Annotated in this window: 12 protein-coding genes; 2 read left to right on the forward strand and 10 right to left on the reverse strand. The window is 45.7% G+C overall.

Going from position 1 to position 14,771, the window contains the following annotated elements:
- Positions 1–336: 336 nt before the first annotated feature.
- The 6 genes from ACHUFM_RS14680 to ACHUFM_RS14705 are packed head-to-tail and all read right to left on the reverse strand — an operon-like array spanning position 337 to position 6,407.
- On the reverse strand, positions 337–1,881 hold the full coding sequence (locus ACHUFM_RS14680; RefSeq protein ID WP_394183090.1) for an SPOR domain-containing protein: 1,545 nt from the start codon (positions 1,879–1,881) through the stop codon (positions 337–339).
- A 31-nt stretch (positions 1,882–1,912) separates the two neighbouring features.
- Positions 1,913–3,019, reverse strand: a complete 1,107-nt coding sequence (aroB, locus tag ACHUFM_RS14685; protein ID WP_394183091.1) for a 3-dehydroquinate synthase — start codon at positions 3,017–3,019, stop codon at positions 1,913–1,915.
- Positions 3,019–3,567, reverse strand: coding sequence for a shikimate kinase (locus ACHUFM_RS14690; RefSeq protein ID WP_394183093.1), 549 nt, complete (start codon positions 3,565–3,567; stop codon positions 3,019–3,021). Before ACHUFM_RS14690 ends, aroB begins: the two co-directional genes overlap by 1 nt.
- A gap of 42 nt (positions 3,568–3,609) precedes the next feature.
- Entirely contained in the window at positions 3,610–4,776 is a 1,167-nt protein-coding gene (locus ACHUFM_RS14695; protein WP_394183095.1) for a type II and III secretion system protein, read from the reverse strand.
- A complete protein-coding gene (locus ACHUFM_RS14700) occupies positions 4,745–5,479 on the reverse strand; it encodes a hypothetical protein (RefSeq protein ID WP_394183097.1) in 735 nt (244 codons plus the stop codon). Before ACHUFM_RS14700 ends, ACHUFM_RS14695 begins: the two co-directional genes overlap by 32 nt.
- The gene (locus ACHUFM_RS14705; RefSeq protein WP_394183098.1) at positions 5,451–6,407 is read right to left on the reverse strand and encodes a hypothetical protein; all 957 of its coding nucleotides are present in this window, start codon (positions 6,405–6,407) and stop codon (positions 5,451–5,453) included. Before ACHUFM_RS14705 ends, ACHUFM_RS14700 begins: the two co-directional genes overlap by 29 nt.
- Before the next feature lie 158 nt (positions 6,408–6,565).
- Between ACHUFM_RS14705 and ACHUFM_RS14710 the strand changes: the two genes are divergently transcribed.
- Positions 6,566–9,025 carry a penicillin-binding protein 1A gene (locus tag ACHUFM_RS14710; protein WP_394183099.1) on the forward strand — a complete coding sequence of 820 codons (2,460 nt, stop codon included), beginning with the start codon at positions 6,566–6,568 and terminating at the stop codon, positions 9,023–9,025.
- A 76-nt stretch (positions 9,026–9,101) separates the two neighbouring features.
- On the opposite strand, the gene ACHUFM_RS14715 is transcribed toward ACHUFM_RS14710, so the two are convergent.
- From ACHUFM_RS14715 to rpmE, 4 genes are all read right to left on the reverse strand, one after another.
- Positions 9,102–9,671, reverse strand: a complete 570-nt coding sequence (locus tag ACHUFM_RS14715) for an LOG family protein (RefSeq protein ID WP_394183101.1) — start codon at positions 9,669–9,671, stop codon at positions 9,102–9,104.
- A 118-nt stretch (positions 9,672–9,789) separates the two neighbouring features.
- Positions 9,790–11,058 carry a malic enzyme-like NAD(P)-binding protein gene (locus ACHUFM_RS14720; protein WP_394183103.1) on the reverse strand — a complete coding sequence of 423 codons (1,269 nt, stop codon included), beginning with the start codon at positions 11,056–11,058 and terminating at the stop codon, positions 9,790–9,792.
- A gap of 177 nt (positions 11,059–11,235) precedes the next feature.
- Positions 11,236–12,018, reverse strand: a complete 783-nt coding sequence (locus tag ACHUFM_RS14725) for a thermonuclease family protein (RefSeq protein WP_394183105.1) — start codon at positions 12,016–12,018, stop codon at positions 11,236–11,238.
- A gap of 8 nt (positions 12,019–12,026) precedes the next feature.
- Positions 12,027–12,242 carry a 50S ribosomal protein L31 gene (gene rpmE / locus ACHUFM_RS14730; protein ID WP_013797718.1) on the reverse strand — a complete coding sequence of 72 codons (216 nt, stop codon included), beginning with the start codon at positions 12,240–12,242 and terminating at the stop codon, positions 12,027–12,029.
- Between the two features lie 268 nt (positions 12,243–12,510).
- Here rpmE and ACHUFM_RS14735 point away from each other — a divergent pair, with 268 nt between their 5' ends.
- Positions 12,511–14,742: a primosomal protein N' gene (locus ACHUFM_RS14735; RefSeq protein WP_394183107.1), complete on the forward strand. Its 2,232-nt coding sequence runs from the start codon at positions 12,511–12,513 to the stop codon at positions 14,740–14,742.
- The last annotated feature ends 29 nt before the right edge of the window (positions 14,743–14,771 follow it).

Genomic DNA, 14,771 nt, shown 5'->3' on the forward strand with positions numbered 1-14,771 from the left:
GTGTTTTGATAATGACTACTATTTACCCTAAAAGCCACCGAAATGGAGGCTCATACTACCCCGAGGAAGTCGGTGACTCAAACTCGAGCTGCCCTGCATTCTGTTATTTTAGGGCTTTTTATAGGGTAATTTAAGGCAATTTAGAGGGCGATAGAGAATTATCTATGGCAGGAGTTTTTGCAAACAGAAAATTCCTCTGTTCATTCACGTTTTTTAGAGAAATACAGTTATTTTTACTAAATTGTGATTTTTTTTCACGAATGACCCACAGAAAAACGCATCCGACAGCATTTTTCGATGAGTTTTTCTTATCTGAGAGAAGATTATAATGCGGTTTTATTGGGCCTTGCGGATATCGTCCTGAATACCCCGAGCGCTTCTTGCCCAAGGATTCAAGGTACGCAAATCACTCGGTAGCGTTTCCGCGGCGGCAATGGCTTCACTGCGATTTCGATACAAACCATACACAACCACAAACCAATCACGGCCATTATGCTGAGCTTTAAAGTAACCAAAGGCATCAATACCACCTTGGTCTCGAATAAAGTCTTTTACGGTTTGCTGATTGTGAGTCCCTAATAACTGAAGAGTATAGCGGTTCGGGTTTTGCGATAACCACCACTGAGTTTTATTGAACACATCATCAGGTGTGTTTACCGCGGTTTCTTCCGTTTTCGGTACAACAGGTTTTGGCTCGGTTATGTCAGGTGATTCGGCCAACATAGGCGCCTCTGCTCGAATGGGCGCTTCCAACCGAATTGGCGCCGTCTCAATACTTGGTGCGATCGACTCTGAACGGACCTCATTACTTTTAGACATGCTAATAGCCGGTAACGATGCACCTTCAGGAATCGGCGGCAAAACCACTTGCCCTTGTTGACCGATTTGTCGCTGCATCGCATCAATACGAGCAATGGTTGCTTCAGAAGATTGTCCCTGCCTTGGGCTTAACGGAATAACATTTGCAGTGCGATCATTTGATGTGTCTTCCGCTTTATCCGAAAACAATACCGCCACTAAAATACCCAACATCACAATCGACAATAACGCCATGTGAGCCAATGGGAACCCCATACTCAAACTAAACCCTTTTCCAGACTTAGCTTTGTTCCCTTTACCCATCAGACGCTGGGCGATTTCATTAATACGACCAGGATAACCACCTGATTCTTGATGGATTTGCTTGATCTGTTTGTCCGTAAACGGCAGATTAATCCCACCTCCAACCGCACGAACTCGATGCAACATATAAGCACGAGTTTGTTCTAATGAATAAGGTGCAAGACTGAAAGAGTGACTCAATTGCTCATAACGAGAACGTTGATAGGCATCCAGATTACGTCCTAATGAATGAGCACTAAACAGCACAATATGCGGCACGGTTTGATTTTCCGTCGCCAAGGACATCATGTCCAATAACATACTCACCGCATCGGTATTCAGCTCTTGGGCATTATCAATCAAGACTAATGCAGCTTGACCTTTATCCTCTAGCTCATGAGCAAACTTAAGCAAAGGACCAAATGTAGCCTCATTGGGTGGTTGGGTGAAGTGGCCAGAAAAACCAGCGTAGATGGCTTGTAATAATTGACCAGCCGTCATCAACATGCTGGCTTTCACATGGCTAATCACCGTCATCTCATCTTGGTGACGAGCAAACTCCATCAAGAAACGACTTTTGCCGCTGCCTTCTGGGCCTTGTACGACAGAAAGTAAATTACTATAGCGACTTAAATGTTCCAGCAAAGCCAGTTGTTGGTTACCTTCTTCCGAAGCAAAGTAGACAGACGCATCCTTAGAGCCAAAAGGATCCCTCAGCGGCCCTTTGGAGGGCTGATTCAAGGCTTCCTCGAGATCAAACTGAAACTCTGGCTGAGACATATCCTTCCTTCTAAGATATCACCAACAAATATTATGCCAAACTGGCCTGTTTACCGACTTCAAGCGCATCCAAAATACAGGATTCAAAAGCGTCTATTGGAAAATCTGACGTTACCATGGCTTCACCTAGTGACGCGAGTAAGACCAAACGCAAGCTACCATCCAACACTTTCTTATCCAACGCCATACGCTCAACAAAGCTGTCCAAGGTCATTTCCTGTGGCGGTAGCACTGGTAACTTAGCAGCCTCAAACAAAGCCACAGAACGATTAACATCCTGTTCACTTAAATGTCCCATGCGCCATGATAGATCCACTGCCAACACACAACCTGCTGCAACCGCTTCACCGTGTAACCATTTACCATAACCCAGCTCAGCTTCAATCGCGTGACCAAAGGTGTGACCCAGATTCAAAATCGCACGAATACCGCCTTCTCGCTCGTCTTGAGCAACAACATTGGCTTTCGCCAAACAAGACCGATAAATGGCCTCTGTAATCTTATTCGATTCAAGCGCCATCAAGTCGGTCATTTCAAGTTCTAACCAATCGAAAAACTCCGCATCACAGATCAAACCATATTTGATGACTTCCGCCATACCAGCAGACAATTCACGTGGCGGTAAGGTCGACAACGAATCAATATCAATAATGACCGCTTGTGGCTGATAAAAAGCACCAATCATGTTTTTACCCAACGGATGATTTACACCCGTTTTACCACCGACAGATGAATCCACTTGAGATAATAAGGTCGTCGGCACTTGAATAAATGGCACACCACGCTGATACGTCGCGGCGGCAAACCCAGCCATGTCTCCGACAACCCCACCGCCTAAAGCAATAATCGTCGTCGTACGATTATGTCTAGCTTGTAATAAGGAAGACATAATCAAGCCATAAGTATCCAGCGTTTTGTAAGCCTCTCCATCCGGTAGAATACAAGTATCAACTTGATAATCCTCGGACAGCATCGCCACCATAGCCTCTAAATAAATAGCGGCAACAGTATCATTCGTCACTATCATGACTTGCTTGCCATGAATGGCCTCATCAAATAGGGCCTTTTGTTGGCGAATACCACTACCGATGTAAATAGGGTAACTACGATCACCAAGATCCACGGTTAAGGTACGCATTAGGACTGGTTATCCTCCGATGTTAAATAACGCTTGATGGCGTCTAATACTTTATTGGCAACGGCTTTCGGATGACGAGCATCCGTTTCGATCACTAAAGTCGCCACGTCTCTATAAAGAGGGTCGCGCACTTCGAATAATTTTTTCAACGTGGCTTTCGGATCACCCGTTTGCAACAAAGGACGATGAGAGCTTTTCGAGGTTCGATAAAGCTGCTGCGCTACCGAAGCATATAAGTACACCACCAAGCCATCTTGCTGCAAAATATCGCGATTCTCTGGGCGCATGACAATACCGCCACCCGTCGCGAGGACCGTATTGTGTGTATCTGATTGAATCATGTTTGAAAGCGCCTGTGTTTCTCTTTTACGAAACCCTTCTTCCCCTTCGCGCTCAAAAATCCATGGTATATCGGCACCTGCATTGTCTTCTATGACTTTGTCTAGGTCGTAAAACTCTTTGCCCATCGATTGTGAAATCAAACGGCCTATTGTTGTTTTTCCAGCGCCCATTGGGCCTACTAAAATAATATTGGGGGCATTTATCATTGTATTTTGTTACACAGAAATTAAGCCAATTAAGAATAGGTCTTAGTTTACCGTCATTTGTAGCAGTTTTGGCGTAATAAATACAAGTAATTCAACCTTTTCTTGTTGTTTTGAGTGACTTTTGAATAATTCTCCCAACCAAGGTACAGAACTCAACAAGGGCACTCGACTTTCCGTCGTAAAGCTTTCTTCCCTAAATACACCACCTAAAACCAGTGTTTCCTGATCTCTCAACATGACTTGGGTGGTTAAGCGATTGGTCTTCAAACTCGGTACACCATTAACCAACTCACCAACCGAATCTTGGTGAATACTCAACTCTAATAAAATGTGGTCATCTTGTTTTACATAAGGGGTCACTTCTAACATGAGTGCGGCCTGTCGAAACGACACACTGACCGTATCATCACTCACCGTCTGGTACGGAATTTCTGTCCCCGATTCAATTCGAGCGATTTGGCCAGCAGACGTCACGATTTTCGGCTTTGATACCACATTCGCCATGCCCTCGCTTTCCAGCATATCCAACGTTAACGACAACAAGCTATTTGCGCCGTTAGCCGACAAATTAAATTCACTCGTGGGTGCCAGAGCACCAAGATCAATCGCACCACCGATAGAAGAGCGTACCCCTTGGGACAAGATGCTTTGCCAATTAACACCAAATTGTGACTGAGCCGATCGACTGACCTGGGCAATTTGAGCACTGATCTCAATCTGCTTTAATGGCGAGTCCAACCAAGCCAAAACCTCATCCATCCCTTCCAACGGCGCACAATAATACCCCAGTAATGCATTCGTTCTGTGGTCTACCACAATGGAAGCCGAAGGATAAAGAGTTTGTAAATGCTTACTAACAGATTCCGCCTTAGCGTGTTTCAAAGGCCAAAACGAACGTTGACACAGAGGTGGTTCAGACATGGTTTGGTCCGGAATCAATACTGCTACCTCAGACTGCCATTGCAAACTAATGCCAGGTTGACGAGCCACGGCCGCTAATACGTCTTGCCAACTGGCATCCTTGATAGACAGGGTTAGATTGCGGTCAATGTCCGGACTAATCACCACACTTTCATTTAACTGAGCGGCTAACCAAGGCAACACTTCTTGCAATGGCTTGTTTTCGAAGTACACATCCAATGATAAGCACAGGTTACTAAAACATAGTCCTGTTACGCTAATCAGCCACCTCCTGCAGCAAACTGTCATCCTCTGACCTCCTTGTGGTTATTAATAGCGTATATTTCGAGCCATCCTTGGCGACTAAAATAATGCGATCAGCCAACACAGAAAGCACACTAACACCCGCTTCGGGTATCCAACTGCCTTCGTGAAGCCAATATTGTTTACGACGAAATTGTACGAGAGCTGAACGCCGGTCAGCACTTTTCATTGTGGAGAATAAGCGCCAATCTCGCGCATTAAAATGCGTTGTTCGAAAAGGCGTTGGCAGCCAGTTTTCAAACTCTCGATTTGCCATTGGCAATTGTACATCCAATTCAATGATACCTCGCCAACGGCCATCGACTTGCCGCTGCCAATCGACTCCCATTACCGATACGGCCAACGTTTCCTGCACCACTTCTAACACAGGTTGCCATTGAGTCATGTGCGCCACGCCTTCAAGGCGCCAACCTGTGACCAAGCGATTGCGTTTTTTAATAGCCGTCTGATCGAGCCATTCCCAATCAGATAATGACAGCGCTAACAAGCGATCATCTTGCCGTTGAACCTTATGCCAGCGCTGCCAAGCATTCGCTAAATTTTTCTCTTCTCTTTTCCAGTCTTCATAGACAGAAAATAAAAACGGATACCAGATCGCCATCTGTAAGCACAAAAAAAACAGTATTAAGCGCCCATTCAGCATGCGTAGGAAAGACATATTAAGAGCGGAAGACTTGAACGGAGACATTCACCACTTCCTCTTGATCAACGGTTAAAAGCGTATTTTTCTCGACTTTCCAACGCCATTGAGGGTGCATGCTGCGCCAGTTATCCAATACCCTTTTCAGCATGGCATGAGGCAAACTAAAATGAATCTGCGCTTGTTCACCATGACCCTGAAATGTCTCTACCCTGACACGGTCAGGCAGGCTTTGCACCATATTCAAAGCCGTCAATACAAAGGGGCTCGCTAGCTGATCTTGTGACCAATTTGAGGTCACATCCATCACCTGCTGATAAGCCATGTCCGCCGACTTAGCCGCCTGCTCAAGATACCAATACAACCCCACAGCCAAACAATGAATCACTAGGCTTAATATCACGCCAAGCCATAGACAGCGACGCACTTTTTGCTGTTTTTCATATTCTGGGCGATAGCCTGAGATTTGCTGGCTAGTACAATAAGACCAAGACCGAGATGAGAAGTCTTTAAATTGACTGTAAGCGACTAAAATACAGTGTCGGCCTTGCTGTTGAAACGCCGAAAATAAAGGCTCGGACCAGTTTTTTGAGCAAGCATACACGGTGAGTTGTGTCTCATGAGCTGACGCTGTTTTATGCTGAAATGCATACAAGGTATTGTCGGGGGTAGCGTAAGTCGATTCAACCGCGAAACTGAGTGCAGCTAAAGGCAATAATCGAGCAGAAACAGGATGATCCAAGCTATGCTGAGTCACACTAAGCCATTCGTCCGGTATGAGTATTAATAATCTTGAAGCACAGTCCAATGAGGCAAAGTCAACCCCTTTTAAGCACGCATTGATGCTTTCCGCCGATGGCGCTGAAGACTCAGAGGACGATAATCGCGGCAATAATTCACGGTATTCGGAAGAGTGAAAAAGCTGACAAGCCTGCCCTGAAAATAGAGCAATTGAATAATTTAAAGCGAGTGCCATCTTTCATCCTTGATGTTATTTTTAATGAAGTTTCGAAGGTCAGTATCCATACCAAACTTTTTTCTCAAGATAACACGTTTTGCTGCAAAGTTAAGCGCCAATTCTATGAAGATATTAGGTATAATGGTTCTTTTTCATCCAGTGGCAATTGGTTATCTATGGCTAAGGTATTAAAAATTCTCTTTTTTCTCGGTGTATTAGGAGCAATTAGTGCGGCTGGTATCACCTATGCGATTTATTACAATGTAAAAGATCGTATTCCGACCGTGGAAGAACTAAAAGACATAGAGCTGCGGATCCCCTTACGCATCTACACCGCCGATAACCAATTGATTGGCGAATTTGGTGAACAGCGCCGTTCCCCAATTAACTATGCAGACATCCCAGCCAACCTTGAACACGCCATATTGGCTGCAGAAGACACGAACTTCTACCACCATCCCGGTGTTGATATTCTTGGCCTTGGCCGTGCTGTCGTACAACTGATTACCACAGGCCAGAAACAAGGCGGTGGTAGCACTATTACCATGCAGGTCGCCCGTAACTACTTCTTATCTTTTGAACAAACCTTTACCCGTAAATTCACCGAAATTTTCATTGCATTGAAGATGGAACGGGAACTGACCAAACATGAAATTCTTGAACTTTACGTCAATAAAATTTATCTAGGCAAACGCGCCTATGGCTTCGAAGCCGCGTCGCAAGTCTATTATGGCAAGAGCTTATCCGAGCTGACCCTCGCTCAGATTGCGATGATTGCAGGCCTCCCCAAAGCGCCTTCGCGATACAATCCAATCGTTAACCCTTCCCGAGCGTTAATTCGAAGAAACTGGATTTTACAGCGTATGCTGTCCCTTGGCATGATTAACAAACAAGCTTATGAAGCCGCTGTAGAATCCCCTGTGACCGCTGAAAACCATGGTGTTACGCCTGATATTGAAGCGGGCTACATTGCTGAAATGGTGCGTTCTGAGCTCTACACTACCTTTGGTAATGACCTTTACAATAACGGTATGACGGTGTACACCACCATCGATTCTGGTCGTCAAAAAGCCGCAAATGAAGCCGTTTACAATGGCGTGATTAGTTACGACATGCGCCATGGCTACCGTGGCTCGATTGAAACTCGTATTGACCTAGTCGACGCACCACTTGAAGAACAGCAAGCCGCGCTAGAAGAAGTCAGTCGATTTAAAGACTGGCAAGCCGCCTTAGTCATTGCCACAGAAGAAAAAACGGCAGACGTACGTATGGTCAATGGTGAACGTGTGTCGCTATCCTGGGAAGCCGTCAAATGGGCAAAACCCTATATCGATACCGATAGCCAAGGTCCTGCTCCGCAAACCATGGCTGACGTCCTAGTGCCTGGTGATGTCATTCGTTTGCGGCCGGATGACAGCCAAGGTTGGCTGCTGGCTCAAAAGCCCGACGTACAAAGTGCATTGATTTCATTGAACAGCAAAAATGGCGCAATACAATCTTTGGTTGGTGGTTTTAATTTCTACGAAAATAAATTCAACCGCATCACACAATCTAAGCGCCAACCAGGTTCAAACTTCAAACCGTTTATTTACAGCAGTGCTTTGGCTCGTGGTTATACCGCCGCGAGTATCATCAATGATGCGCCTGTGGTGTTTAATGACACCAATCTGGCGACGGCTTGGCGTCCCACCAATGATGGCGGTAAGTTTTATGGGCCAACCCGTTTGCGCCAAGCATTGTACCGCTCACAAAACATTGTCTCCGTTCGACTATTGGACGAGCTCGGCATTCGTCCAACACTGAACTTCTTAAAACGTTTCGGTTTTGATCCTGATGAGTTACCACATAACTTATCCTTGTCTTTAGGCAGTGCCAACTTATCTCCGTTACAAATTGCCGCTGGTTATGCCGTCTTCTCGAACGGTGGCTATCAAGTACAACCTTATTTAATAGATCGTGTTGTGGACCGCGATGGTCAAACGCTTTTCCAAGCCACACCAGTGACGGTTTGTGAGACGTGTACACTGTTAGAAAGAAGCTCGGAAGATGAACCACAAATGGGGCTTTTTAATAATGCCGATGGCATCAATAGCTTACCTGTTGCGCCACAAGTGTTAGACCCTGAAGTCAATTACATCATTTACGACATGATGCGCGATGTCATTAAATACGGTACTGGTCGACGCGCGTTAGTTCTCAAACGTGACGACATCGCAGGAAAAACTGGTACCACCAACGATGGACGTGATGCTTGGTTCTCTGGTTTCAATGGACACATTGTCACCTCCGTATGGAGTGGCTTCGACAATTCCTCGCCACTTGGCCATTACAGCGGTGGTCGATCTGAATGGGGTGGTTCAGTATCCTTACCCCCTTGGATTGAGTACATGCGTTACGCACTACAAGACACACCACCAGATTACGTTGCTAAGCCCTCGAGCCTAGTTACCGTTCGCATTGACCCAAAAACAGGTGAGCGAGCGCTACCGGGCCAAAACAATGCGATCTTTGAGATTTTCCGCAAAGACCACGTTCCACCTAAACGTGACCTCAACTCACCAGCGTTAGACAACAGCACCGCCAGTGAAGTACAGGAAGAAAAACAAGAAAGCAGCGCTCTGGAAAATCTATTCTAAATAGCGCCTTCATAAGCTTAACCCATAAAAAAGACCTGCTTTGACGTGGGTCTTTTTTTATGGTTTTTTCTTAGTTTTATTCGCTCTTAGACCATTTTGCCTGCGGCGCTTGATAGTTTCGTAGTGCCACCAATAACGCTTCTGGTGTCGACTCTCGAATCAACATATCAAGATAAGCGGGCTTCACAAAACCCGCTTTTTGCATGCTTTCCACCATGGTAAATAAAGGATCGTAAAACCCCTTCACATTATAAAAAGCACATGCTTTTTGGTGCAGACCCAGCTGCCCCCACGTCCACGCTTCAAATATTTCTTCTAAGGTGCCCACACCGCCGGGTAACGCCACAAAAGCATCGGCTAATGCCATCATTTTCGCTTTGCGTTCATGCATATCAGCAACAATGTGGAGCTCAGTTAAACCAAGGTGAGCGATCTCTTTTTGTTTTAAATGATTTGGAATCACACCAATCACCTTTCCACCAGCGTCCAATACCGAATTCGCAATCACACCCATCAAACCGACATTGCCACCGCCGTACACCACATCCACACCCTGCTTTGCCAAGTACTGACCTAATGACCAAACACTCTTCATATAATCTTCCGAGCGTCCCTCTGCGGAACCACAGTAAATTGCTAATCTCATCAACACTCTCCTGACATGGCAATGATTCGTCATAAAAAAAGGCGAGACTCAGAAAAGAGTATCGCCTTTTTTGCTGTGATTAGACCATGAAAAGGTCTATCAAAGTATTGTACGCAACTTAAGCACCGAAGTGGTCTAGGTTCTCAAGTGGGTAGAAATCAGGGTATGGAAGTTGTGCCACACCAGAATCGACTGCGGCTTGTGCAACGGCAGCAGAAACAACATTTAGCAAGCGAGAATCCATTGGCTTAGGCAAGATGTACTCTTTACCGAAGCTCAATGCAGTACCACCGTAAGCAGCGACAACATCAGCTGGTGCTTCTTCTTTCGCCAAGTCTTTCAGAGCATGAACCGCAGCGACTTTCATTTCTTCATTAATTTGTGTTGCACGAACATCCAATGCACCACGGAAAATGAATGGGAAGCCCAATACGTTATTGACCTGATTAGGGTAATCAGAACGCCCTGTCGCCATGATCAAATCGCTACGAGTTTGACGTGCCAATTCTGGGCTGATTTCTGGATCTGGGTTAGAACATGCAAATACCACTGGGTTAGCGGCCATTTTGCTCAACTGATCAGCAGACAATAGATCAGGACCCGATACGCCGATAAACACATCCGCACCATCAATCGCATCATCTAAAGTACGCTTGTCTGTGTCGATTGCGAACATAGCTTTAAATTGGTTCAAATCGTCACGACCAGAATGAATAACGCCTTTACGGTCCAACACAAAAATGTTGTCACGCTGAGCACCACAGGCAATGATCAGCTTCATACAAGCTGTCGCCGCTGCACCCGCACCTAGACAAACGATCTTCGCATCCGCAATGTCTTTGCCTTGAAGCTCAAGCGCGTTTAACAAACCTGCCGCTGTTACAATCGCAGTACCGTGTTGGTCATCATGAAATACTGGGATAGAACAACGTTCGATAAGCTGACGTTCAATTTCAAAACATTCTGGCGCCTTGATATCTTCAAGGTTGATGCCACCGTAGGTATTCGCGATACGCGCAACGGTATCAATAAACGCTTGTGGACTTTCAGATTCCACTTCCACGTCCACTGAGTTAATGCCAGCAAAGCGTTTAAACAACAAGCCTTTACCTTCCATAACGGGCTTACTCGCCAATGGACCAAGGTTACCTAAACCTAGAATGGCAGAACCATCAGAAATAACCGCGACCAAGTTACCTTTACCAGTGTAGCGATAAGCATTCTCTGGGTCTTTCGCAATTTCACGGCAAGGCTCAGCCACACCTGGGCTATAAGCTAAGGAAAGGTCACGAGCCGTTTCTGTTGGTTTTGAAATAGTAACGCTCAATTTACCTGGAACTGGATTCTCATGGTAATCCAATGCAGCTTGCTTCATATCTTCTGCCATTATGATGTTTCCGTCTGTTTGGTGTTATTGAATTAGTTGCTTTTCTGTGGGCCTTATTCTTGGTGATAAATGCACTGCATCTTCCTACCAAAAAATGACACCTTATCGTTTTGGTTCGTCAGAATAATCTATCTAACACACACTTTAAAGCACAAAACCATTGGAATATTCTATCAATCAATTAGAATTAAGGTCCTTGATTTCACGCAAGTCATTCGGATGTCTTACCGATAAAACCCACGATTTAAAAGCGTTGTTACGATTTTTTCTGTGATGTTGCCAGCCTCTTATCTCAATGGTCTTTCCCTGCAAACTAAACACGGTTTGAGCGGGCCAATAATCTGAGACATAGGGTGACAAGTTGATTACTAGATCCTGTTGTGTTTCTAGCCACCAACCTCCTCGGTTGCGGGTAACGGAAGAGATATTCACTCTAGCGATTGCAAAACCAGCTTGTGGCTGCCATTGCAAATTGTGTTGCCATAACCTTTTATGAGCCTTACGAGCAGCGTTTTCAGCATCGACAAAACATGCCTGATAAGCTAAATTCGGCGGCACCGCAATACGATAACCAAGCCCTTCAGATAGTAACTGACTTGTCAGTGAAATACGATCTTTATCGAACAGGTAATAGAGCTTACGACCATAGCGATCTTGATCGCTTCTAGCCTTCTGGATAAACACCTCACCTTCTAGGCGAGAGGCGAGAAACTGTCTAGCTTGTTCGGCATAGGCTTGATGATGACCCGTTTTATGGTCTAATTCTGGAGTATTAATACCAACTAAACGCACCTTACGACCATCGCTTAAATGAATCGTATCGCCATCGACAATGCGTTTAATCTGCGCACGCTCTAATGGCCCGGTTGCCCGACAAAGTTCAGTAGCGCCAGCACTAAATGACAGACATAAAAAAAGCGCCAAGTAAACTCGGCGCTTTTTTAACACTCTCACAATCATGCCACCAATTACTTAGTAGTACGACGTGCTCCGAAACGCTTGTTAAAGCGATCCACACGACCACCAGTGTCCAGCATTTTTTGCTGACCAGTGTAGAATGGGTGGCAGTTACTGCATACATCGATGTGCATGTCTTTGCCGATTGTAGAGTTAAGATTCAAAGTGTTACCACAAGTACAAGTTGCAGTAATCGCAGAATAATTTGGGTGAATATCTTTTTGCATTGTTTCTACCTTAAAGTTTGGTGTGCCGCCACTTGATCGACATAAAAGGGCTTTCGCCTCGCCAAGCACCGCACGATTCGTTGTACAGACATTGTACAGTGGTACCAAGAACGGCGTATTTTAGGGATCAATTAACGATTCATCAAGCCTTTTATCACTCTTTTCACATAAAATTGCCCCTCGCGTAAACGCCTCGCTCTAGCGTACACTAAGCCTATAAACCAACAGCTAAACTTTTTCCTTTACTAAACAAGGCTTAACTAAACGCATGCAAGAGGCTCTACTCACTCAGCACCCTTATATTAAAGTCGCTTTGCCTGTGCCAATGCGCACTTTATTCGACTATAAAGTGCCAAAAGCCATTGCCTTACGCCATGACTTACAGCCGGGCATGCGAGTCAAAGTGCCATTTGGGAAAAGCAGCCGTTTAGGCGTCATTGTTGCCCTCAGTGACACCAGTGACTGGAACCCAGAGGAAGTCAAACCTCTCACCTCACTGCATGATAAACAGCCAGTCATTACCCCAGAACTCATGGCGCTCTGCGAATGGGCGGCACGTTATTATCACCACCCAATCGGCGATGTGGTTTTTCATGCCTTACCCGTTTTACTTCGCAAAGGAGAAAATGCCGAATTTCGCACTGAGAATTGGTGGTTTACCACTGCAACCAGTCAAACGTTCGATGTCCAGCAGCTAAGCCGTGCACCACGCCAGCAAGACTTTTTAAAAGCTGTTCAACAACATCCGAACGGCCTCAGTCAACAAGCGGCCTCGGTATTGGATCTGGCGCCTGCTGCAGGCAAAAGCCTTGAAGAAAAAGGGCTATTACGACGAGAACCAAGAGCCTTTAATAAAGCAGGCGAAAAACACACGCACCAGACTCAAGTTCCTCCAACGCTCAATGCCGAGCAAGCTGCCGCGATCGACTCTTTGCTTGAGCACCGTCAACACTTCCACGTTTCCTTATTAGATGGCGTGACAGGCAGTGGCAAGACAGAGGTTTTTTTACGTTTAATAGAGCAGTGCATCAAAGAAGACAAGCAAGTGTTGGTGATGGTGCCTGAGATCGGGTTAACCCCCCAAACCCTAAAACGTTTTGAAGTACGATTTAACACCGACATTGTTCTCATGCATTCCAATATGAATGACCGAGAACGTCTGGATGCGTGGCTACTCGCCGCCAATGGCCACGCCAAAATCATCATAGGCACCCGCTCAGCGGTCTTTGTTCCCGCACCAAAACTTGGTCTCATGGTTATCGACGAAGAACATGATGCCTCTTATAAACAACACGAAAAATTTCGCTACCATGCTCGTGACCTCGCCGTAAAACGGGCACAAAACCTGAACATTCCGGTTTTACTGGCGTCCGCTACACCGTCCTATGAAAGTTTGACCAATGCTCTACAAAAGCGCTTCTCATGGCTAAAATTGCGTCAACGGGCTGGGGACGCTCATATTCCGAAAATGGAAAGAGTCGATTTACGGGGACAAACTCTCGTTCATGGTTTTAGTGAAACGGCGCTGAGCAATATGAAGCTCGCCCTAGAGCGCAAAGAACAAGTGTTAATTTTTTTGAATCGTCGCGGTTATGCACCAACACTGATGTGCCATCAATGTGGCTGGATTGCGACGTGCGACCACTGTGACGTCAACCTTACGGTACACAAACGCGCAAACAAACTGCATTGCCACCATTGTGATTCGCAAAAAGCCTTGATTCATCAATGCCCAGATTGTCAAAGCGAAGAATTGTTCACGGTTGGAGAAGGCACAGAGCAGTTAGAAACTCAACTCAATACGCTGTTTAAAGACACGCCTATTTTGCGCATTGATCGAGACAGTACTCAACGCAAGTCAGCGATGACCAAGCTTACACAAAAGATCCATGAACATGACCAAGCCATTTTAATTGGTACCCAAATGCTCGCTAAAGGCCATCATTTTCCGAATGTCACCTTGGTGGTCATTATGGATGCCGATGCAGGCTTATTTTCATCCGATTTTCGCGGTATGGAGCGTACAGCACAACTTATCACTCAAGTTGCTGGTCGAGCGGGTCGAGCCAAAAAACCAGGCCATGTATTATTGCAAACCTACCACCCCGACCATGCCGCCATTGAATGCTTGTGCAACCTAGGATATGAACACTTTGCAATTGATGGTCTGGCTGAACGCAAATCCCTCTCTTTACCACCGTTTTACCACCAAGTAATTGTTCGGGCTGAATCCGCCAACGAACAAGAAGCCATGCAGCTCTTGAATGCTCTGAAAAACGACCTCACCCCCATGCTCTCACCGGACGTTTACATGGTGGGTCCTTATGCTGCTATCATTGTTCGCAAGGCAGGTCAGCACCGAGCCTTGATTTCAATTAAGTCGGCCTCTAGGGCGCCATTGCATCAAGCCACGGATTGGATAACGCAATGGTTAGAACAAGCCACCAAACAACATAAAATTCGTTTCGCTATCGACGTCGATCCACTGGAAACTTATTAAGCGACAACGCATAATGTGCCCTGCATGAC

Origin of the sequence: Marinomonas posidonica (assembly GCF_043643765.1) — a bacterium.
Classification (GTDB): domain Bacteria; phylum Pseudomonadota; class Gammaproteobacteria; order Pseudomonadales; family Marinomonadaceae; genus Marinomonas; species Marinomonas posidonica_A.

What these genes read in the sequence shown, in the direction of transcription:
- ACHUFM_RS14680 (WP_394183090.1), bottom strand. Translation starts at nt 1,881, where the DNA reads ATGTCTCAGCCAGAGTTTCAGTTTGATCTCGAGGAAGCCTTGAATCAG.
- ACHUFM_RS14700 (WP_394183097.1), bottom strand. Translation starts at nt 5,479, where the DNA reads ATGTCTCCGTTCAAGTCTTCCGCTCTTAATATGTCTTTCCTACGCATG.
- ACHUFM_RS14715 (WP_394183101.1), bottom strand. Translation starts at nt 9,671, where the DNA reads ATGAGATTAGCAATTTACTGTGGTTCCGCAGAGGGACGCTCGGAAGAT.
- ACHUFM_RS14735 (WP_394183107.1), top strand. Translation starts at nt 12,511, where the DNA reads ATGCAAGAGGCTCTACTCACTCAGCACCCTTATATTAAAGTCGCTTTG.
- ACHUFM_RS14695 (WP_394183095.1), bottom strand. Translation starts at nt 4,776, where the DNA reads ATGACAGTTTGCTGCAGGAGGTGGCTGATTAGCGTAACAGGACTATGT.
- ACHUFM_RS14720 (WP_394183103.1), bottom strand. Translation starts at nt 11,058, where the DNA reads ATGGCAGAAGATATGAAGCAAGCTGCATTGGATTACCATGAGAATCCA.
- ACHUFM_RS14690 (WP_394183093.1), bottom strand. Translation starts at nt 3,567, where the DNA reads ATGATAAATGCCCCCAATATTATTTTAGTAGGCCCAATGGGCGCTGGA.
- rpmE (WP_013797718.1), bottom strand. Translation starts at nt 12,242, where the DNA reads ATGCAAAAAGATATTCACCCAAATTATTCTGCGATTACTGCAACTTGT.
- aroB (WP_394183091.1), bottom strand. Translation starts at nt 3,019, where the DNA reads ATGCGTACCTTAACCGTGGATCTTGGTGATCGTAGTTACCCTATTTAC.
- ACHUFM_RS14705 (WP_394183098.1), bottom strand. Translation starts at nt 6,407, where the DNA reads ATGGCACTCGCTTTAAATTATTCAATTGCTCTATTTTCAGGGCAGGCT.
- ACHUFM_RS14710 (WP_394183099.1), top strand. Translation starts at nt 6,566, where the DNA reads ATGGCTAAGGTATTAAAAATTCTCTTTTTTCTCGGTGTATTAGGAGCA.
- ACHUFM_RS14725 (WP_394183105.1), bottom strand. Translation starts at nt 12,018, where the DNA reads ATGATTGTGAGAGTGTTAAAAAAGCGCCGAGTTTACTTGGCGCTTTTT.